The 19524-nt window shown below is 72.5% G+C and carries 17 protein-coding genes; 9 read left to right on the top strand and 8 right to left on the bottom strand.

Going from position 1 to position 19524, the window contains the following annotated elements; translation table 11 throughout:
* The first annotated feature begins 300 nt into the window (after nt 1–300).
* Nucleotides 301–627, top strand: a complete 327-nt coding sequence (locus ET526_RS19100) for a hypothetical protein (RefSeq protein ID WP_135470272.1) — start codon at nt 301–303, stop codon at nt 625–627.
* A gap of 15 nt (nt 628–642) precedes the next feature.
* Nucleotides 643–2484: a pectate lyase family protein gene (locus tag ET526_RS19105; RefSeq protein WP_135470274.1), complete on the top strand. Its 1842-nt coding sequence runs from the start codon at nt 643–645 to the stop codon at nt 2482–2484.
* 41 nt (nt 2485–2525) lie between these two features.
* Here ET526_RS19105 and ET526_RS19110 read toward each other — a convergent pair whose 3' ends face one another.
* From ET526_RS19110 to ET526_RS19145, 8 genes are all read right to left on the bottom strand, one after another.
* Complete coding sequence (locus ET526_RS19110; protein ID WP_135470276.1) at nt 2526–4985, bottom strand: heavy metal translocating P-type ATPase; 2460 nt, start codon at nt 4983–4985, stop codon at nt 2526–2528.
* A gap of 94 nt (nt 4986–5079) precedes the next feature.
* The gene (locus ET526_RS19115; RefSeq protein WP_204623717.1) at nt 5080–5274 is read right to left on the bottom strand and encodes a heavy-metal-associated domain-containing protein; all 195 of its coding nucleotides are present in this window, start codon (nt 5272–5274) and stop codon (nt 5080–5082) included.
* Nucleotides 5275–5348: 74 nt separating this feature from the next.
* Nucleotides 5349–5966: an SCO family protein gene (locus ET526_RS19120; RefSeq protein ID WP_240048483.1), complete on the bottom strand. Its 618-nt coding sequence runs from the start codon at nt 5964–5966 to the stop codon at nt 5349–5351.
* A gap of 2 nt (nt 5967–5968) precedes the next feature.
* Complete coding sequence (locus ET526_RS19125) at nt 5969–6442, bottom strand: copper chaperone PCu(A)C (RefSeq protein ID WP_135470278.1); 474 nt, start codon at nt 6440–6442, stop codon at nt 5969–5971.
* An 18-nt stretch (nt 6443–6460) separates the two neighbouring features.
* Nucleotides 6461–7003 (bottom strand): signal peptidase II, encoded by a 543-nt coding sequence (lspA, locus tag ET526_RS19130; protein WP_240048479.1) that lies wholly within the window; start codon nt 7001–7003, stop codon nt 6461–6463.
* Nucleotides 7000–7722 (bottom strand): cytochrome c biogenesis CcdA family protein, encoded by a 723-nt coding sequence (locus ET526_RS19135; protein WP_135470282.1) that lies wholly within the window; start codon nt 7720–7722, stop codon nt 7000–7002. Before ET526_RS19135 ends, lspA begins: the two co-directional genes overlap by 4 nt.
* A gap of 40 nt (nt 7723–7762) precedes the next feature.
* Nucleotides 7763–8164 carry a Spy/CpxP family protein refolding chaperone gene (locus ET526_RS19140; RefSeq protein WP_204623719.1) on the bottom strand — a complete coding sequence of 134 codons (402 nt, stop codon included), beginning with the start codon at nt 8162–8164 and terminating at the stop codon, nt 7763–7765.
* 204 nt (nt 8165–8368) lie between these two features.
* A complete protein-coding gene (locus ET526_RS19145; protein ID WP_240048480.1) occupies nt 8369–8593 on the bottom strand; it encodes an SHOCT domain-containing protein in 225 nt (74 codons plus the stop codon).
* A gap of 865 nt (nt 8594–9458) precedes the next feature.
* Between ET526_RS19145 and ET526_RS19150 the strand changes: the two genes are divergently transcribed.
* From ET526_RS19150 to ET526_RS19185, 7 genes are all read left to right on the top strand, one after another.
* The gene (locus ET526_RS19150) at nt 9459–9812 is read left to right on the top strand and encodes an ArsR/SmtB family transcription factor (RefSeq protein WP_135470285.1); all 354 of its coding nucleotides are present in this window, start codon (nt 9459–9461) and stop codon (nt 9810–9812) included.
* A gap of 729 nt (nt 9813–10541) precedes the next feature.
* A complete protein-coding gene (locus tag ET526_RS19160) occupies nt 10542–13535 on the top strand; it encodes a heavy metal translocating P-type ATPase (protein WP_240048481.1) in 2994 nt (997 codons plus the stop codon).
* Nucleotides 13536–13776: 241 nt separating this feature from the next.
* A complete protein-coding gene (locus ET526_RS19165) occupies nt 13777–15321 on the top strand; it encodes a multicopper oxidase family protein (protein WP_158295637.1) in 1545 nt (514 codons plus the stop codon).
* Nucleotides 15322–15379: 58 nt separating this feature from the next.
* Nucleotides 15380–16327, top strand: coding sequence for an MBL fold metallo-hydrolase (locus ET526_RS19170; RefSeq protein WP_135470294.1), 948 nt, complete (start codon nt 15380–15382; stop codon nt 16325–16327).
* Between the two features lie 132 nt (nt 16328–16459).
* Nucleotides 16460–17095, top strand: a complete 636-nt coding sequence (locus tag ET526_RS19175) for a peroxiredoxin (RefSeq protein ID WP_135470306.1) — start codon at nt 16460–16462, stop codon at nt 17093–17095.
* Nucleotides 17096–17362: 267 nt separating this feature from the next.
* Complete coding sequence (locus ET526_RS19180; RefSeq protein ID WP_135470296.1) at nt 17363–17992, top strand: cation transporter; 630 nt, start codon at nt 17363–17365, stop codon at nt 17990–17992.
* 67 nt (nt 17993–18059) lie between these two features.
* Complete coding sequence (locus tag ET526_RS19185) at nt 18060–19313, top strand: cytochrome P450 (RefSeq protein WP_135470298.1); 1254 nt, start codon at nt 18060–18062, stop codon at nt 19311–19313.
* The last annotated feature ends 211 nt before the right edge of the window (nt 19314–19524 follow it).

Raw genomic sequence — 19524 nt, forward strand, 5'->3', positions numbered from 1 at the left:
GGAGGACGCGGCGGTGTGGGACTGGAACCCCGCTACCGACGAGCGCGCCACCGGCGACAGCCCCACGGTCGTGCTGCCGCAGCCGGGGGTGATCGCGGCGCCGGCAAGCATCAGCGTGGAGACGCCACAGACGATCTCGTTCGCCGCGCTCTCCATCGCCTGGTCCGCCGTGGGCTCCGCCCACCTCGCCGGCTACGAGGTGGAGTTCCGGCCGCTCTCCGTCGCCCTGTGCAGGGCTTCGCGGGCGGGGTTAGCGCGACCTCGGCGACGATCCCCGCGATCGAGCCGACCGCCCTCCGGGTGCGGGCGCAGGCCCGCAGCGGCGCCGTCTCCGGCTGGCGCGAGGTGCTGGTTCCGTTGCCACCGGGCGGTCTCACCGCCACCGGCGTCGCGGGGGGCATCCAGATCAGCGGCAGCGTGCCGGGCGGCACCGCCTTCCTCCAGGTGTTCGAGGCGGATGCCGACGATCTCGCCGCCGCCGTGAAGCTGCCGGCCGAGCCGACCGCACTGCCCTGGACCCGCACCGGCCTCGCCGCCGGTCAGGCGCGCTGGCTCTGGCTACGCGCCGTCTCCCCCGAGGGGAACGTCTCGGCCCTCGTCGGACCCGTCACCGCCACCGCCCTCTGATCCGCCGGAGGCGCCATGCCCGCCCGCATCGACGACCTGCTCGTCCTCGACACCGCCGTCAGCAAGACCGACCTCGCCAAGTATCTGCGCGACCGCGAGGCGGTGCTGCCCGCCGACTTCGCGGGCTTGGGCGACGGCGTCGCCGACGACACCGCCGCCATCCAGGCGGCCTTCGACCGCGCTGGGGCGGATCAGAAGTTCTGCGTCATCCCGCCCGGCACCTGGAACGTGTCGGGCACCGTCACGCTCCCCGGCGCCGCCCGCGGCCTGATCATGCAGGGCATCATCCGCTACACCGGCAGCGCGCCCGCCTCGGTGCTGGTGCTCGGCGACGGCGGCACCACCCGCAACGGCGAGAAGCTCTACACCGGCCTGAACGTCATCCGCGCCACCCAGTCCGACTGGTCCTCCGAGGCCGACATCGGCATCACGGTCAGGAATGTGGACGCGAGCCAAATCGAGCTCCGCCGCGTTGAGGGCTTCACCATCGGCCTGCGCACGCTGGGCGACGGGCGCGGCGTGGAAGACAGCACCTTCACCCTCGGGCGGATCGTCAACTGCCGCATCGGCCTCGACGTCTGGTGCGCGACAGCCACCGCCTGGAACACCTCCATCCGCTACTACGGCGGGCACTTCGCCTGCGCGACCGGCGTGAACGCGGCGCTCGACCGCTTCGGGGTGCGGTTCGGCCACGCGCCCGGCGCCTACTCCAACCACAATCGCCACGTCTTCGACGCGCCGAACTTCGAACTCCGCCAGGCCGGCAGCAACGTGGCGATCCCGTTCCTGAACGAGACGAACGGCTCGGCGGTCATCGCGCGCAACATGCGCATGGAGGCCTGCTCGCCGGCCGCGGCACGCCACACCGCCGGCGCACAGGACTGCGAATACGACGTCGCCTGGACCAACACCTACCTGGTCGGGATCGACTACGCGCCCACTGCCACCCGCTGCGGCAACGCGGTGATCAGCCGCCACCGCGCGCCCGCATCTAGGTTCACCCGGTTCCTGGCCGGTGTGCCGAACCTGCGGGCCGTGGCGTTCCGCCACTCGGCCACGGAGGTCGGGGTGGAGGGGCTGGTCGCCATCGCCACCTCGACCACCACCGCGACCGCGATGCCGGACTTCTGCTTCAACGGACTGACCGGCATCACTCCGACCGACCGCGCCGTGACCCTCGACGCCGACCGCGGCCTCGGCTGGGTGCTCGACACCACCCAGGCGAAGGAGTTCGCCGTGGCGCACTGGCTCACGGCCGGCGCGGCCGGCGGGCGGCTGTTCGTGCGCCCCTTCGACGCGGCCGGGAACATCCGCGCGGACGTCGCGGGCGACGTGCTGGCCTCGCTCACCACGATGCTGTGGAACGGCCCGGCCAAGGGCTGGAGCGCCGGCGCGCCGATGGACGACGCCAACCTCAACCGCCGGCAGACGATCCGGGTCGGGCCAGGGGTGGCCTACGCGCAGGTCGGCGTGGTCGGCTTCGACGGGCCGATCGACCTGCAGGCGCTGCGGCTCTACGGCCTGCCCGAGACTGCGCCGGCTGTGCTGAATGGCACGCCGCTGCTGTCGGGGGCGCTCTCCGGCTCGGGCCGGCGCGAGTTCGCGGCGGAGGTGTCATGGGACCTTCCGAGCCTCGCCGCGGGGGCGACGGCGCTGCTCGACGTGACCGTCACCGGGGCGCGGGTCGGCGACCTGGCGCAGGCCTCGCTCGCCACCAGCAGCCGGTTCTTCGAGCTGGACGCGACCGCTTGGAGCAACAACACCGTCCGCGTGCTCGCGCGCAACGTGTCGAACACCACCATCGACCTCAGCGCGGCGACGCTCTCCGTTCAGGTGACGAAGCGGCGGTATGTCTGAGTGAATGGCTGGTTCGCGGGAGCGCACCAGCCATCCGGGCCTCATTGGAGCTCGGTAGATCGAAGCCTTAGGGAATTCCCGACGACGCTCACTGACGAAAGAGCCATTGCCGCAGCAGCAATGAGTGGCGAGAGGAGAATGCCGAAGAAGGGATAGAGCACGCCAGCCGCGACCGGCACGCCCGCGGCGTTGTAAGCGAAGGCGAAGAACAGGTTCTCGCGTATGTTGCGCATTACCGCCCGCGAGAGCCGCCGGGCGCGGACGATGCCGGTCAGGTCGCCGCGAAGCAGCGTGACGCCGGCGCTCTCGATAGCGACGTCGGTGCCTGTGCCCATCGCGATCCCGACCTCGGCAGCAGCGAGCGCGGGCGCATCGTTGACACCGTCACCAGCCATCGCCACGCGCCGCCCTTCCGCCTTCAGGCGTTCGACGATGCGCTGCTTATCCTCGGGCAGGACCTCCGCCTCCACCTCAGTGATGCCAAGGCGGCGGGCGACGGCCTCGGCAGTGGTGCGGTTGTCGCCGGTGAGCATGACGACGCGGACGCCCTCGGCCTTCAGCCCGGCGAGTGCTGCGGGCGTCGTTTCCTTCACGGGATCGGCAACCGCAATGAGGCCGGCGGGGGCACCATCTACCGCGACGAAGAAGACGGTCGCGCCCTCGGCCCGCAGCCGCTCCGCCTGGCCGGTGAGGGCACTGGGGTCGACGCCGACGTCAGCCATGAGGCGGGTGTTGCCGATCGCGACCCGCCGGCCTTCGACCGTTCCGGTGACCCCTCGCCCGGCTGGGGCGTCGAATCCTTCGACCGGCGGGACGGCGAGACCGCGGGTCGAGGCGGCCCGGACGACGGCTTCTGCGAGCGGGTGCTGGCTCGGCCGCTCCAAGCCTGCTGCGAGGCGGAGGAGGTCGGCTTCCGCCATGCCGGCGGCCGGCACGACCGCGACCACCTCGGGACGGCCCTGGGTCAGGGTGCCGGTCTTGTCAACGACGAGGGTGTCGATCCGTTCGAGGCGCTCCAGCGCCTCGGCGTTCTTGATCAGCACCCCGGCCTGAGCCCCGCGGCCGACGCCCACCATGATCGACATCGGCGTGGCCAGCCCGAGCGCGCAGGGGCAGGCGATGATGAGCACCGTCACGGCGGCGATCAGCCCGAAGGCGAGGCGCGGCTCCGGCCCCCAGACCGCCCAGGCGATGAAGGCGAGGACCGCGATGACGATGACTAGCGGCACGAACCAGCCCGAGACCTGGTCCGCCAGGCGCTGGATCGGCGCGCGCGAGCGCTGGGCGCCGGCCACCATCCGGACGATCTGCGCGAGCACGGTGTCCTGCCCGACGCGGTCGGCGCGCATGACGAAGCTACCCTGCCCATTCAGAGTACCCCCGACCACCCGGGCCCCGGGCGCCTTCTTCACGGGGACTGGCTCACCCGTGACCATGCTCTCGTCGACGTTGGAGGTGCCCTCCAGCACCTCGCCATCCAGGGGAACCTTGTCGCCGGGGCGGACGCGCAGTCGGTCACCAACATGGACGTGGGCAAGCGCGACCTCCTCCTCGTTGCCGTCCTGGCCGATGCGCCGCGCTGCGGGCGGTGCAAGGTCGAGCAGCGCGCGGATCGCGCCGCCGGTCTGCTCGCGGGCGCGGAGTTCCAGCACCTGCCCGAGCAGCACCAGCAAGACGATGACGGCGGCGGCCTCGAAGTAGACCGCGACCGACCCGTCCTCGGCGCGGAAGGCAGCCGGGAAGATGCCAGGCGCGGCGGTCGCGACGACGCTGAAGGCCCAGGCGACGCCGGTGCCGAGCGCGATCAGGGTGAACATGTTGAGCGAGCGGTTCCGGATGCTCGCCCACCCCCGCTCGAAGAACGGCCAGCCTGCCCAGAGCACGACGGGGCTGGCGAGCGCGAGCTGGATCCAATTGCCGACGCGTGGTCCGCCGACCAGGTGCATCATCCCGGTGAGGTGCCCGCCCATCTCGAGGAGGAAGACGGGGACCGTCAGTGCGAGCCCGATCCAGAAGCGGCGGGTGAAGTCGACGAGCTCGGGGTTCGGCCCGGCCTCCGCCGTCGGCATCTCCGGCTCGAGCGCCATGCCGCAGATCGGGCAGCTACCCGGCCCGGGCTGACGGATCTGCGGGTGCATTGGACAGGTGTAGATCGTGCCGGGTGGCACTGGCTCAGCGCGGAGCGCCGGCTTCGGATGGATGTACTTCGCCGGGTCGGCGACGAACTTCGTGCGGCAGCCAGACGAGCAGAAGTGGTAGGTGGCGCCGGTATGCTCGGCGTGGTGGGGCGTCTTCGCCGGGTCGACGGTCATCCCACAAACCGGATCTTTCACCGTTGCAGCGGCTCCGAGCACGCCGTCGTTCCTGCCCTCGCCGTGGTGGTGATGACCATGATTTTGGTGACTCTCACCACCATGCCGGGGACGGGCATGCTCATGATGTTCATGGGCGTGGTGCCCATGAGCGGCATGCTGCTGCTGATGCTTATCGCGCTCGTTCATGTGAGCCTTCCGAGGGGGGTGCGGACGGTCAGTGATGGTGGCCCTCATGCCGCGCCGGGGGACGGCGTAGGCTTCCCGGCCAAGACGGTGCGGTTCAGGCCGCGGCTGCGTCCCAGCCGTCAGCACGCAGCGCGGCCACGAGCGCGGCGACATCAGCGGTGACGACCTGGACCTCGCGGCAGTCGAGGTCGACCTTTGCGGAGGCGCCGGGCGCGGCCTCCTGCAGGGTCGCCAGGACGCCCTTGGCGCAGCCACCGCAGGTCATGTTCGGGATCGAGATCTTCACCATGGTGACCGGCCTCCTCTACCGGCACCGAGCGATGTGGGGATTCCCATAATGGGAGGATCAAGGGGGCTCTTTCATCAGCGCGACGCCAGCATGCGAACCTTCTCCAGCGCCACCTCGCGGCTTTCCTTGCTGTCGAGCGTTCCCGCAAAGCGACCCGCCGCGTCGAGCAAGAACACGCTCGCTGAGTGGTCCATCGTGTAGCCGCCGCCCTCGGTCGGCACTCGGCGATAGTAGACCCGGAACGAGCGAGCCGCCTGCGCCACCTGTGCTTCGGTGCCGGACAGGCCCACGATGCGCGGATCGAAGGCCTCAAGGTAGCCGGCCAGCGCCTCCGGTGTGTCGCGCTCCCAATCCACGCTGACGAACAACCAGTGCAGCCGGTCGGCATCAGGGCCGAGCGCCTCGATGAGGGCGGTCATGTCGCCGAGCGTCGTCGGGCAGACGTCCGGGCAGTGGGTGAAGCCGAAGAACACCGCCATCGGTCGGCCGCGGAAGTCCGCCTCCGTGACCGCGCGGCGGCGGTGGTCGGTCAGGCTGAAGGGACCGCCGATCGGCAGGCTCGCCGGCCCGGACGCGACCTCCCGGTCGGCGAGCGGCCCGTCGGTGACGAGCCAGCCGGCCGAGGTCGCCAGCATCAGGAAGCCGAGCACGGTGACCGCGCTCCAGGCGGCGCGGCGGACCCAGCGCAGCACGGTCAATGCCCCGCATGGGCCGGCTGTCGGGCGCCGGCCGCCTCGACCGAGAGCTCGACCCGGATCTCGCCCGCGCGCTCGAAGCGCAGCGTTAGCGGCACGCGCTCGCCACGCGCCAGAGCCCGCGTCGGCCCCACCAGCATCAGGTGCATGCCGCCCGGGCCGAGCGTCACGGCCTCCCCCGGCGGCAAGGTGATGCCGCCTGGGAGCGGGCGCATACGCATCACGCCCTCCTCCATCCGCTGCTCATGGATCTCGACCGAGCGCGCCGCCGGCGTCTCCGCCCCGACCAGGCGATCAGGCGACGCGCCGCGGTTGCGCAGCGTCATGTAGCCGGCCGCCGTGGGCGCGGTGGCGCCGACCGCGCGGGTCCAGGCCCCGGAGACGGCGACGTCGCCCGGCTGGGCGCTCGCCGCGGGGATGGCCGTCGCCAGCGCCAGGGCCGCGGCCGCGAGGCCGCGCAGGAGGGTTCGCATGGTGAGTTCTCGGTCCTTTCAGGTCGGTCCCCCGGCGGGCGTGTCCGCGCCCCGGCGGGCGGGTGGACTTGCGGCCCCGTCGGTCCGCCGCAGGCCGCCAAGCACGAGCAGCGCGACGCCGCAGACGATCGCGACGTCCGCCATGTTGAAGGTCGGCCAGTGCCAGCCACCGTAGTGCGCGTCGATGAAGTCCGTCACCGCGCCCTGCGCCACGCGGTCGAGGATGTTGCCGGCTGCGCCGCCGATCACCAAGCCCAGCCCCAGCGCCTCGGCGCGCGAGGCGGTCCGCCACAGCCAGCGGGCGAGGAAGGCCACGATCAGCAACGTCACCGCGACCAGCACCCAGACCGCCTCGGCGGCGCTCTCCCGGAACATCCCGAAGGTCACGCCGGTGTTGAAGCCGAGGCGGAGGTTGAGCACCGGCAGCAAGGTGATCCCCTCGCTGTAGGGCGGCCAGAGCGCCGCGAGCGCCCAGGCCTTCGTCGCTTGGTCCGTGACGGCGGCGGTCAGCGCCGCGAGAAGACCGAGGCGCCGGAGGCTGCGGGGCCGGGGTGCCGTCATCCGAGCCGCGCCAGCCATGGGAAGGCCTCCAGGATCCAGACGGCGAGGCGGCTCATCTCCCCCGTTGCGATGGCCAGGCCGAAGGCCACCATCACCGCCCCGCTGCCCAGCTGCAGCGCCCGGCCCAGCGGCCCGAGGCGCCGCGCCCGCGCCATCGCGGCCGGCAGGTAGAAGGCGGCGAGCAGGAAAGGCACGCCGAGGCCGAGCGCGTAGGCCGCGAGCAGCCCTGCCCCGGCGCCCGGGGTGAGCGCGGCGGCGGCCAGCACGCCGGCCAGCACCGGCCCGATGCAGGGCGTCCAGCCGAAGCCGAAGGCGACCCCGATCAGCGCTGCCGAGGCCGGGCCGCCGCCCTCCGCCGGCGGGCGGAAGCGCAGGTCGCGCATCAGGGGCGCGAGCCGCAGCAGTCCCATCTGCACGAGGCCCATCGCCGCGATCAGCAGCCCGGCCGCGATCGTCAGCTCGTAGGACCAGCGCCGCAGCAGCCCGCCGACGGCGGTCGCGCCGAGCCCGAGCCCCACGAAGACGAGTCCGAAGCCCAGCACGAAGAAGGCCGAGAGCCGGAGCGCCCGCCAGCGCTCCGCCTGCGCGGTGGCGAGATCCGTCCCCGCCACCCAGGCGACGTAGCCCGGCACCAGCGGCAGCACGCAGGGCGAGAGGAAGGAGACCATGCCCCCGCCGAAGGCGAGGAACAGGCCGAAGAGAGAGAGCTCGGGGGTCACCAGCGCCCCCGCCAAGCGCCACCGCGGTCGTCCATGGCCGCTACATCATCCCCATCATCAGGCCGTCGGCGATCCGCTTCTGCCGGTCGTCGAGTGCCGCGTAGAGCGGCCCGGCGGCGGCCCTGACGCGGCGCAGCGCTTCGAGGTGTGAGGTCATCATCCGCTCGTGCAACTCGAGGCGTTGGGGCAGCGGCACCGTCTGCGGACCTCCCTGCATCATCGGCATCATCTGCTGGTGCATGTCGGCCATCGCCTGCGCGCTCGCCCGCAGCGCCTCGGCAAAGGCGTTCCATTGGGCTTCCTGTGCCGCGGTGATGCCGAGCTCGGCGCGCAGGAAGGCGATGCGGCCCTCGACGTGCTGGGCCATCATCCCAGGCCCCATCATCATGCCCATCATGCCGCCGCGCATCATCGGCATCATGCGGTCGCGGTCCCAGCCCATCATGCCAGGCCCCATCATTCCAGGGCCCATCATGCCGGGCCCCATCTGACCGCCGCCCCCGCCAGGCTGACCGGTCTGCGCCCAAGCGGCACCGATGCCGATGGCGGCCGCCGCGAGGGCGGCGAGAGATGCGTTCCTCAAGGCCATGGTGCTGTCTCCTCTTCTCCGGGGTGGGCCGGCCGCGGGGGTGGCCGGCGATGTGCCTCAGCCGCGACCGAGGATGTCGGCCTTGCGGCGGAGGTACTCGTCGCGCTCGATCTCGCCGCGCGCATAGCGCAGGTCGAGCGCCTCGACGGCGCCGCCGGCCGGGCCGGGCGCGGCGCCGGGCCCGCGGCGGCGGAGCAGAACCACCGCGAGCGCAGCCAGCGCGCCCAGCGCGACCAACCAGGCGAGGCCGCAGCCCCATCCCCAGCCGCCGTGCATCATCATCCAGGGGCGGTCGCCCCAGCCACCGCCGGGTCCCATTGGCTGCGCGGAGGCCGCCGCGCCCCAGGATGCCGCGAGAAGGCCAAGGGCGGTGGCCCCGCACCGGGCGAGGGCCGCGGGTGCGGGGCGCTCGCGGCAGCCGCCACGGCCTGCGGGCGATCCGCCATCCTCCCATCCGCAGCGCCGCACCTCGACCCTCCCGCCGTCGTGCCCCACGTCCATGCCTCGCCTCCGGAAAGCCCCCGCTGCGTGTCGGCGAGGCCGACCCACGCCGGGAGAGACCGGGCGGCCGCCGGCCGCCGCCTCCCTACCCCTCTCGCAGGAACGTTGCAACGGGTGTTTGAGCGTTTGGACACGCCGAACACCCGGAGCGGCCACGTGTTCCACCGCCACCTCCCCGTCCGCGCGGACTTCCTCGCCGCCGCCTTCGCGCGACCAGGCCACCAAGTGGCAGGTCGCCAAGTGGCGGGCCGCCGAGGCCGCGATGCGGCCGGTCCTCGTGACGCCCTTCTCCAACCTGCTTCCGCCGCAACGCGAGGGTCAGCTTCGGCCGCTTCGCGGGCGGGGGCGAGGTCGGCCGGTGGATCCTCGTTGCCCTTGCCCTCGCGGTCGTAGCCATGCTGTTCGCCTGGATGGCCCGTGCCGAGAAGACCCGGGTCGGGGCTGCCCTCGGCCTCGTCGCCGACTGGCACTGGCCGAGCTTCAACCCCGCCGACGTGCGATCGTCTGCGGCGTCGGCCTGCTGCTCCTAGACGGCCTCCTCGGGGGACGGCGGCACGAGACGGCAGAGGCCGCGGGTGAGGACCGGCCTTGACGCGCCGCACGGCGCCTACCATACAAACGTAGCTTTGACCGTTTGAGGAATGGGATGGGAGAGCCTTCGCTCACCGACGAGCAAGCGCAGGAGCTCGCGGAGGTGTTCCGCATGCTCGGCGACCCGAACCGCCTGCGGATCGCCCTGGCCTGCCTCGGCGATCCGCTCTGCGTCGGCGAGGTGGCGGAGCGAGTCGGGCTCTCGCACGCCCTCGTCAGCCATCACCTGCGCGTGCTGCGCGCGGCGCGGTTCCTGACCGCCCGCAAGCGCGGCAAGCAGGTCTTCTACGTGGCGACCGACGACCGGGTCCGCTGCGTCATCCGGGACATGGTGGGTCACGTCGCCGAGCCCGCCGGCGGGTGTGCCGCCGGGGCGGGCGAGGCCGAGGAGGATGGAAATGAACGCTGACCCGCACGGCCGCGCTCCTGCCGGCGCGCCTGGCTCGGGTGCGCCCCTGCGCTTCCGGGTCGAGGGCCTCGACTGCCAGAACGAGGTCCGCGCCCTGAAGGGTGCCGTCGGACCGCTCGTCGGCGGGGAGGACGGTCTGGCCTTCGATACGCGGGCCGGTCTCATGAGCGTGACCGCGCCGGGCGGCGCGTCGGCCGAGGCGATCGTGCGCGCGGTCGCCGGCACCGGCATGCGGGCTGAGCTGCTGCTGGACGACGTCGCGCCTGCCGCCGAGACCCGCCCCGCCACGCCGGTGCCGGAGCTGCTGGTCTTCCAGGTCATGGGCCTCGACTGCCAGAACGAGGTCCGTGCGCTGAAGCACGAGGTCGGGCCGCTCGTCGGTGGCGAGGCGCGGCTGTTCTTTGACACCGCGAAGGGGCTGATGACGGTGGCGCCGTCATCTCCCGTCACCGCCTCTGCCATCACGGAAGCCGTGGCGCGTGCCGGGATGCGGGCCACGGCCCGGGTGAGCGGCGCAGGTGCGCCGCATCAGCTCTTCCGGGTCCGCGGCTTGGATTGCAAGAACGAGGCGGCACTGCTCGAGCACGAGGTCGGGCCCCTTGTCGGCGGCGCGCACGCGCTCGCGTTCGACACCAGCCGCGGGGTGATGACGGTCGCCGNGCCGGGATGCGGGCCACGGCCCGGGTGAGCGGCGCAGGTGCGCCGCATCAGCTCTTCCGGGTCCGCGGCTTGGATTGCAAGAACGAGGCGGCACTGCTCGAGCACGAGGTCGGGCCCCTTGTCGGCGGCGCGCACGCGCTCGCGTTCGACACCAGCCGCGGGGTGATGACGGTCGCCGGTGGCCCGGGCGCTGCCTCGCCGGATGAGATCCGGCAGGCGATCCGCCTGACTGGCATGGACGCCGAACCCTGGCGGGAGGAGGCGCCGACCGGGGCCGGCACAGCCGCGTCCGCCGCGCGGCTGTTCCGCGTCGAGGGCCTTGACTGCCAAAACGAGGTCCGCGCGCTGAAGCGCGAGGTCGGACCCGTGGTCGGCGGCGAGGGCCGCCTGCTGTTCGACACGACCAAGGGCCTGATGGCCATCGCGCCGGGTTCACCGACGGGAGACGTGGAAGGCGCCGTCCGGCGCGCCGGTATGCGCGCGATGCCGGTGGACGGTAGTCCCGGGGCGGCACCGGCGCGGCTGTTCCGGGTCGCCGGCCTCGACTGCAAGAACGAAGCTGCCGCCCTTTCGCGCGAGGTGGGGCCGCTGGTGGGCGGCGCCGAGGCGCTGGCCTTCGACCCCGGCCGCGGCGCCATGATCGTTGCGCCGGGCCCGCGTTCCGTCTCTGTCGAGGCGATCCAGGAGGCCGTGGCGCGCATCGGGATGCGTGCCGAGCCCTGGCCAGAAGAGGATGCGGGGCTGGATGCCGCCGCGGACGCCTGCGGCATGGGCTGCGGCGGCGGCGACATCGCCACGGCGCTCGCGCCGCCCGTGCCGACGCACGCGCCGGATGCCCTCGTCCTGCGCATCCACGGCATGGACTGCGGCGACGAGGTGGCGGCGCTGAAGCGGGAAGTGGGGCCGGTCGCGGGCGGCGAGGACCGCCTGTCCTTCGACCTGCTCAACGGCCGCATGGCAGTCGCCGGTGCTGCCAGTGCCTCGCCGGAGCTGGTGGCCCGGATCGAGAAGGCGGTCGCCCGCACCGGCATGCGCGCCGAGCCCTGGCAGGAGGGGGAGCAGACCGCCGCCGGCGCGGCGGAGGAGCGGCGGCGGCGCGTGCAGACGGCGCTCACCACGGCTAGCGGGATCCTCGCCGCGCTCGGGGTCGCGCTGCATGCCTGGCTGGGCGGCGGCCTCGCCGCGGCGCTCGGCGCCGAGGAAGGGAGCGGCGGCACGCCCCTGCCAGCGATCATCGCCTACGCCGCCGCCATCGCCTGCGCCGTGCGCTACGTGGCGCCGAAGGCCTGGCTCTCCGCCCGCCGCCTGCGGCCCGACATGAATCTGCTGATGGTCGTCGCGGTGGCCGGTGCCATCGGCATCGGCGAATGGTTCGAGGCCGCGACCGTCTCCTTCTTCTTCGCCCTCGCCCTGGCCCTTGAGGCATGGAGCCTCGGCCGGGCGCGCCGGGCCGTGGCCGCGCTGATGGAGCTCGCCCCGCCCACGGCCCGGGTGCTGCTGCCCGATGGGACCGAGCGCGAGGTGCCGGCCGCCGAGGTGGCCGTCGGCGCGCGCATCCTGGTCCGTCCCGGTGACAAGCTGCCGCTCGACGGCCGCGTTGCTGCAGGCGAGAGCGAGGTCAATCAGGCGCCGATCACCGGTGAGAGCGTGCCCGTCCACAAGGCGCCGGGCGCCGAGGTGTTCGCCGGCACCATCAACGGCGACGGGGCGCTGGAGATCGAGACGACCAAGGCGGCGCGCGACACCACGCTGGCGCAGATCATCCGCATGGTCGGCTCGGCGCAGGGCCGCCGGGCGCCGAGCGAGCAGTGGGTCGAGCGCTTCGCCCGCATCTACACACCGGCCGTCATGGCGCTCGCGCTCGCGGTGCTCCTCGTCCCGCCGCTGCTCCTCGGGGGCATCTGGGACGTCTGGTTCTACCGCGCGCTGGTGCTGCTGGTGATTGCCTGCCCCTGCGCGCTCGTCATCTCAACGCCGGTGACCATCGTCGCGGCGCTGGCCGGCGCCGCGAAGCAGGGCGTCCTGGTTAAGGGCGGGCTGCACCTGGAGACGCCCGCGAAAATCCGCGCGATGGCGATGGACAAGACCGGGACGCTCACCGAAGGCCGGCCCCGGGTGGTGGCACTCGCCCCGCTCGGCGGTCGCGACGAGGCGGCGTTGCTCGGGCTCGCCGCGGCACTTGAGGCGCGCAGCGAGCACCCGCTGGCCAAGGCGATCCTGGATCGCGCCGCGGAGGCGGGCGTTACCGCCGCCCCGGCGGAGGCGGTGCAGGCGGTGCCCGGCAAGGGCCTGACGGGCCGCGTCGGGGGGCGGTCCGCCTGGCTCGGATCGCGCCGCTTCCTCGAGGAGCGCGGGCTGGCCACGCCCGAGGCGCTGCACCTCGCCGAGGAGCTGGCGCAAGCGGGCCGCACCGTCGTCGCCGTCGGCGACGAGGCGGGCGTCTGGGGGCTGGTTGCGGTCGCGGACACGCTGCGCCCGGGCGCGCGGCAGACGGTCGCCGCACTGCACGCCGCCGGCATCGAGCGGGTGGTGATGCTGACCGGCGACAACCGCGCCACCGCCGAGGCGATCGCGCGGGAGACCGGCGTGGACGAGGTGCGCGCCGAGCTGCTGCCGGCCGACAAGGTGGCGGCCGTCGAGGACCTGGTGGCGCGCCATGGTGCGGTGGCAATGGTGGGCGACGGCGTCAACGACGCGCCGGCCATGGCACGCGCCAATCTCGGCATCGCCATGGGCGCGATCGGCAGCGACGCGGCAATCGAGACGGCGGACGTCGCGCTGATGTCGGACGACATCGCCAAGCTGCCCTGGCTCGTGCGGCACTCGCGCGCGACGCTGCGCATCATCCGGCAGAACATCGGCTTCTCGGTCGCGATAAAGCTGCTCTTCACCGGGCTGACGGTGGCCGGTCTCGCTTCCCTCTGGGGTGCGATCGCGGCCGATGTCGGGGCGTCGCTGCTCGTCGTGCTGAACGGGCTCCGGCTGCTCGGCGGACGGGAGACGGCGGCAACACCACCGGCTCCGGTTGGCGCCGGTCGGCCCGCGCTCGCGGCCCAGGGCTGACGGAGCGCTCGCCACGCTGCTGGGCGCCGTCGAGGGGGCGACCGAGTTCCTGCCGGTCTCCTCGACGGGCCACCTGGTTTCGCCACGGCACCTGCCATCATCCGCTGGCTCGTGGCCTTCGTCGGGCGGCACGGTTTCGCGCCGTTCGCCTGGTATCGCATCGCGCTCGGCATCGCGATGCTCGTCGCCCTCGCAGCTACCGCGCCGGTCTAGGGCGTGCCGCGAGGCAGGGAGATACGCAATGGTGGACAGGGGGCTGCGGAGTGTGCCGCGACGGCGGTTTTTGGCGGGGGCAGCGGGGACGGTGCTCCTGGGCGGTGGGGGCGGCGCGGTTGCCTCGGCGAAGGCCGCGCCGGGGGGCGCCGCGCCGCGGCTGCGAGAATTCCGCCTGACGGCTCGGGAGGCGAGCGCTTCCATCGTCGGCGATGACCATCCGGACACCAGGGTATGGGCCTACGACAGCATGGTACCCGGCCCTGAACTCCGTGTGCGGCAGGGTGATCGCATGCGGATCGTCGTCGAGAACCGGCTGAGGGAGGAGACCACCGTCCACTGGCACGGCCTGCGGGTGCCCAACGCCATGGATGGGGTACCCCATCTGACCCAACCGCCGATCGAGCCCGGCGGAACCTTCACCTACGAGTTCGACGCCCTCGACGCCGGCACCTTCTGGTACCACCCGCATGCGCGCAGCTTCGAGCAGGTCGAGCGCGGCCTCGCCGGCGCGCTGGTGGTCGAGGAGGCCGAGCCGGTCCTCGCGGTGGACCGAGACGTCACCTGGGTGCTGGACGATTGGCGGTTGACGCGCGACGCCGCCATCGCCGGCGGCTTCGGCAACATGATGGACGCAAGCCATGCCGGCCGCCTCGGCAACACGGCCACGATCAACGGCCGGGTGCCGGACACCTTTCCGCTGCGGGCCGGCGAGCGGTTGCGGCTGCGGCTGGTGAATGTCGCCAACGCCCGCATTTTCGGCCTGGACTTCGCAGGCCACCGGCCACTGATCGTGGCCCTGGACGGGCAGCCGGTCGAGCCGCATGAGCCCGTGGGTGGTCGGGTGGTCCTCGGCCCGGCGCAGCGGGCCGACCTCGTCCTCGACGCGGTGGGGCAGCCCGGTGAGCGCTTCGCGGTGGCGGACGGGTTCTATGCGCGCCGGCGCTACCGGCTGATCGACCTCGTCTACGAGGCCGCCTCGCCGCTGCGTAGGGCCCCGTCCGGCCCACCGGCCCGCCTGCCACCCAACCCGCTGGCAGAGCCCGATCTCGCCAGGGCGGTACGCCATTCCGTCGAGTTCGGCGGCGGCATGATGGACCCGAAGATGATGCGGGGTGGCCGCGGCGGCATGCGCGGCTGGGTGGACGATGACATGGGAATGACGGGCGGCCACGGCCGCATGGGCCGGCGAGGCGGCTGGGGGGACGAGAACTGGACGGAGGGCTCCATGCGCCATCGCGGCATCTGGACCATCAATGGCGCTTCGGCCGTCGGCGAGCACCACCTGCACACACCGGTCCTGACCTTGGAGCGCGGCGGCTCCTACGTCCTCGACATGCTCAACGACACGTCCTGGTGGCACCCCATGCACCTGCACGGCCACGTGTTCCGCGTGCTCTCGCGGAACGGACGGCCTGCACCGCATCGTGAGTGGCTCGACACCGTGCTGATGGCGCCGGGCGAGCGCGTCGAAATTGCCTTCGTCGCCGACAACCCGGGGGACTGGATGTTCCACTGCCACGTCCTGGAGCACCAGCAGGCCGGGATGATGGCCGTGGTGCGCGTCGCGTGAGCAGGCCGGATCCAGGCCGCGCGCCCGGTGCGACCGGGGTGAGGAGGGCAGAGCAATGATGACGCGCGGACCGACTGTGCATGGCTTTTACGACGAGGACACCGGAAGCGTCGCCTACGTCGTCGCGGACCCCGGGACGGGGCGGTGCGCGGTCATCGATCCGGTGCTCGGCTTCGATCGCGATTCCAGTGGCACCGACACACGCCTTGCGGACGAGATCGCCGAGCACATCCGGGCGCGGGGCCTGACCGTGGAGTGGGTGCTCGACACCCACCCGCACGCCGACCACCTGTCCGCCGTGGCCTACCTGGGCGAGCGCCTGGGTGCGCCGACCGGCATCGGCGAGCGCGTCGCCGCGGTGCAGGAGATCTGGGCAGACATCTACAACCTGCCGGATCTCCGGACGGATGGCCGCCGCCACTGGGACCGCCTGTTCGCCGAGGGTGACCGGTTCCAGGTCGGCGGGCTGGAGGTCGAGGTGGTCTTTTCCCCGGGTCACACGGCGGCTTCCGTCACCTACCTCGTCGGGGACGCCGCCTTCGTCCACGACACCCTGTTCATGCCGGACTCGGGCACGGCGCGGGCCGACTTCCCCGGCGGCGACGCGCGGGCGCTGTACCGCAGCATCTGTCGGATCCTTGCGCTGCCCCCGGAGACGCGCCTCTTCACCGGCCACGACTACCGCCCAGGCGAGCGCGAGGCGCGCTGGGAGTCGACTGTGGGCGAGCAGCGGGTGCGCAACATCCACCTGCGCGACGGCGTCGGCGAGGAGGAGTTCGTGCAGATGCGCGAGGAGCGCGACCGGACGCTGCCCCTGCCCGGGCTGATGCTCGCCGCGCTGCAGGTCAACCTCCGCGGCGGGCGCCTGCCCGAGCCCGAGGCGAACGGCGTCTCCTACCTCAAGCTGCCGCTGAACCGCTTCGGCGCGGCGACCGCGGAGCGGCCCTCCGATGCGGGACCATCGCGGGTCAAATGGCCTGCCCCCCTTGCAAAAACGTCGGAATGAGTGTTTGAACATTCGAGCGCGCGGGATGTCCGCGTGCTCCACCACCTCGGTGTGCGGCAGAACCGCGAGGTGGAGAATTGCGGACGCAACGATGCGTCGCACCGACACCACCGGATGTGGAAGGAGACAGCGATGCTGCAGCTTGGTGACACCGCCCCCGACTTCGAGGCCCAGACCACTGAGGGCCCGATCCGCTTCCACGAGTGGATTGAGGGCTCCTGGGCCGTCTTGTTCAGTCACCCGAAGGACTTCACCCCCGTCTGCACCACGGAACTCGGCGCCGTGGCGCGGCTCAAGCCGGAGTTCGACCAGCGTGGCGTGAAGGTCATCGGGCTCTCGGTCGATCCTCTTCCGGACCACAGGGCCTGGGCGGGCGATATCGCCGAGACCCAGGGACACGCGCTCAACTTCCCGCTCATCGCGGATCCCGACCGCAGGATCTCGGACCTGTATGGGATGATCCATCCGAACGCGAGCGACACGCTGACCGTGCGGTCCGTCTACGTGATCGGGCCCGACAAGAAGCTGAAGCTGTCGCTCACCTATCCCGCGAGTACGGGCCGCAACTTCGCCGAGATCCTGCGGGCGATCGACTCGCTGCAGCTCACCGCGGAGCACAGCGTCGCGACGCCCGCCGATTGGCAGCAGGGCGAGGACGTGATCATCGTGCCGTCCCTCGGTGACGACGAGGCGCGGAGGAGGTTTCCGGATGGCTGGAAGACCCTGAAGCCCTACCTGCGCATCGTCCCGCAGCCGGGAAGGCGCTGACGATGCGGACCGCCCCCAACCCGTGCCGGCGCCTCCCCCGGCGGCCGCGCGGTCGGGGAGGCGGCGCTGGAACACGCCGGCGCCCCGTGCGTTCGGTGTGTCCAAACGCTCAAACACCCGTTGCGGCGTTTCTGCGAGGGAGGTTCGGCGGGCTCCCGCCACGGCGGCCCCATCGCCCGCGGCGCCGGGAGAGGCGCCGGCGCGGGGTTTGGTGGGGCCGTCCCGAGCGACGTCTGAGGCGGCGAGGGACTCCTCTGGAGGGCGATCATGGGCACCGAGCGCGAAGGCAAAGAACCCGAGGTCCCGCTCGACCTGCGCGACGCCGGCGAACGGCGCGTCCTCGCCTGGGTGCTCGGCATCAACCTCGCGCAGGCCCTCGCGGTGGGCGCCGTGGGCCTGGCGGCGGACTCGACCGGGCTGATGGGCGCGGCGCTCGACAACCTAGCCGACGCCGGCGTGTATGCCGTCAGCCTGTACGCAGTGGGCCGGACGGTGGCGGCCAAGGCCCGCGTCGCGCGCCTATCCGGCGTGCTTCTGATTACGCTGGGCATCGGACTGCTCGTTGAGGTCATACGACGCTTCTCCGCCGGGGCAGACCCGGTTGGCCTCGCCATGATCGTCACGGCGCTCGTGAACGCGGCGGTCAACGTGGTCTGCCTGCGGCTCCTGCGGTCCCGCCGCGAGGAGGGCGTGCACCTCAAGGCCTCGTGGATCTTCACCACCAACGACATGCTGGCCAACGCCGGGATCATCCTGTCCGGCGTCGCGGTGATGCTCACCGGCTCCGCCGTCCCCGACCTGCTGATCGGCCTGGCGGTGGTTGGGATCGTCCTCCACGGCGGATGGGAGATCCTAGAGCAGGCGCGCGAGGCCCGCCGCGCGGCGGATGCGGCGTAGGAGGAGGGCCGCGGGCGTGGGTGTCCTGCGGCTGCGTCGTCGCGTTGCGTCGAGAGGAGAAGGACCGATGCCCCGCCCCATCCCGCGCGACGAGAGCTTCGATGCCACGCTCGCCCTGATCCGCGACCCCTACGAGTTCGTCCGGAAGCGGAGCCAGCGCCACGGGTCCGACCTCTTCGAGACCCGGCTCCTGCTCCGCCGGACCGTCTGCATGATCGGCCCGGAGGCGGCGCGGCTCTTCTACGACCAGGACCGCTTCGTCCGGCGCGGCGCAATGCCCGAGCGGATCCGCAGCACGCTGCTCGGCCGGGGCGGCGTGCAGGGGCTGGACGACGCGGCGCACCGGCACCGCAAGCGGATGTTCATGGCGCTGATGACCCCCGAGCGGATCGCGCGGCTGGGGGAGATGACCGCGGAGGTCCTGCGCGCCCACGCCTCGGAATGGGCTTCGAGGGAACGCGTGGTGCTCTACGACGCGCTGCCGGAGATCCTGACCCGGGCCGTGTGCGCCTGGTCCGGCGTCTCCCTCGCGGAGGCGGAGGTGGGCCGGCGCTCGCGGGAGCTGACCGCGATGTTCGACGGCGCGGGGGCGATCGGGCCGCAGCACTGGTGGTCCCGGCTGGCCCGCTGGAGCGGCGAGCGGTGGATTGCCGGGCTCGTCGAGCGGGTCCGCGCCGGCACGCTCGACCCGCCGGAGGAGAGCGCGCTGCGTGTCCTCGCCCTGCACCGGGACCTGGAGGGGAAGCCGCTGAGCCCGCGCGTCGCCGCGGTGGAGGTGCTCAACGTGCTGCGGCCGACCGTGGCGGTCGCGGTGTTCATCACCCACGCTGCCCATGCGCTGCACGAGCATCCGGAGTGCCGGCAGCGGCTGCAGGCCGGCGAGGCAGGGTACGCGGATCTCTTCGTGCAGGAGGTACGTCGGTTCTACCCGTTCTTTCCTGCCGTCATGGCGCGCACGCGGCGTGGCTTCGAATGGAAGGGCTACCGCTTCCCCGAGGGCGCGCGGGTGATGCTGGACCTGCACGGCACTGACCACGACCCGCGGAGCTGGAACGCGCCGGAGGAGTTCCGCCCGGAGCGGTTCCGCAGGTGGGACGGGAGTCCCTTCGACTTCATCCCGCAGGGCGGGGGGGACCACCACCAGGGCCACCGCTGCGCGGGCGAGTGGATCACCATCGAGCTCATGAAGGTGGCGGTGGACTTCCTGGCGCGGCGTATCGCCTACGACGTGCCGGAGCAGGACCTGCGGATTGACCGAGCAAGGCTGCCAGCCCTACCACGGAGCCGCTTCGTCATCGGCAACGTGCAGCCGTGCGACTGATCATCCGCCGACTGCACGGCGGCTCTGTCGCACTCGCCTGCCGCGGGCGGCGGAGGCCGCGCCCGCCTGGCGCTCCAGCGCGCGGCCGCGGGGACGGGTGCGACGCCGAACGTGTGGACAACTGCCTCCGACTCTCTGCCAACCAAGGATCCACTCTGCCGAGCGCGTCAACGCCAGAGAGTGTTCGCTCCCGGTTCCTCTCGCCACGCCA

The organism is Crenalkalicoccus roseus (genome assembly GCF_004761865.1).
In the GTDB taxonomy this organism is placed as follows: Bacteria; Pseudomonadota; Alphaproteobacteria; order Acetobacterales; family Acetobacteraceae; genus Crenalkalicoccus; species Crenalkalicoccus roseus.

Excerpts from the sequence above, each read along its gene's own strand:
- ET526_RS19105 (WP_135470274.1), top strand. The coding sequence starts at position 643 with ATGCCCGCCCGCATCGACGACCTGCTCGTCCTCGACACCGCCGTCAGC.
- ET526_RS19110 (WP_135470276.1), bottom strand. The coding sequence starts at position 4,985 with ATGAACGAGCGCGATAAGCATCAGCAGCAGCATGCCGCTCATGGGCAC.
- ET526_RS19115 (WP_204623717.1), bottom strand. The coding sequence starts at position 5,274 with ATGGTGAAGATCTCGATCCCGAACATGACCTGCGGTGGCTGCGCCAAG.
- ET526_RS19125 (WP_135470278.1), bottom strand. The coding sequence starts at position 6,442 with ATGCGAACCCTCCTGCGCGGCCTCGCGGCCGCGGCCCTGGCGCTGGCG.
- lspA (WP_240048479.1), bottom strand. The coding sequence starts at position 7,003 with ATGACGGCACCCCGGCCCCGCAGCCTCCGGCGCCTCGGTCTTCTCGCG.
- ET526_RS19140 (WP_204623719.1), bottom strand. The coding sequence starts at position 8,164 with ATGGGCTGGGACCGCGACCGCATGATGCCGATGATGCGCGGCGGCATG.
- ET526_RS19145 (WP_240048480.1), bottom strand. The coding sequence starts at position 8,593 with ATGATGATGCACGGCGGCTGGGGATGGGGCTGCGGCCTCGCCTGGTTG.
- ET526_RS19150 (WP_135470285.1), top strand. The coding sequence starts at position 9,459 with ATGGGAGAGCCTTCGCTCACCGACGAGCAAGCGCAGGAGCTCGCGGAG.
- ET526_RS19165 (WP_158295637.1), top strand. The coding sequence starts at position 13,777 with ATGGTGGACAGGGGGCTGCGGAGTGTGCCGCGACGGCGGTTTTTGGCG.
- ET526_RS19170 (WP_135470294.1), top strand. The coding sequence starts at position 15,380 with ATGACGCGCGGACCGACTGTGCATGGCTTTTACGACGAGGACACCGGA.
- ET526_RS19175 (WP_135470306.1), top strand. The coding sequence starts at position 16,460 with ATGCTGCAGCTTGGTGACACCGCCCCCGACTTCGAGGCCCAGACCACT.
- ET526_RS19180 (WP_135470296.1), top strand. The coding sequence starts at position 17,363 with ATGGGCACCGAGCGCGAAGGCAAAGAACCCGAGGTCCCGCTCGACCTG.
- ET526_RS19185 (WP_135470298.1), top strand. The coding sequence starts at position 18,060 with ATGCCCCGCCCCATCCCGCGCGACGAGAGCTTCGATGCCACGCTCGCC.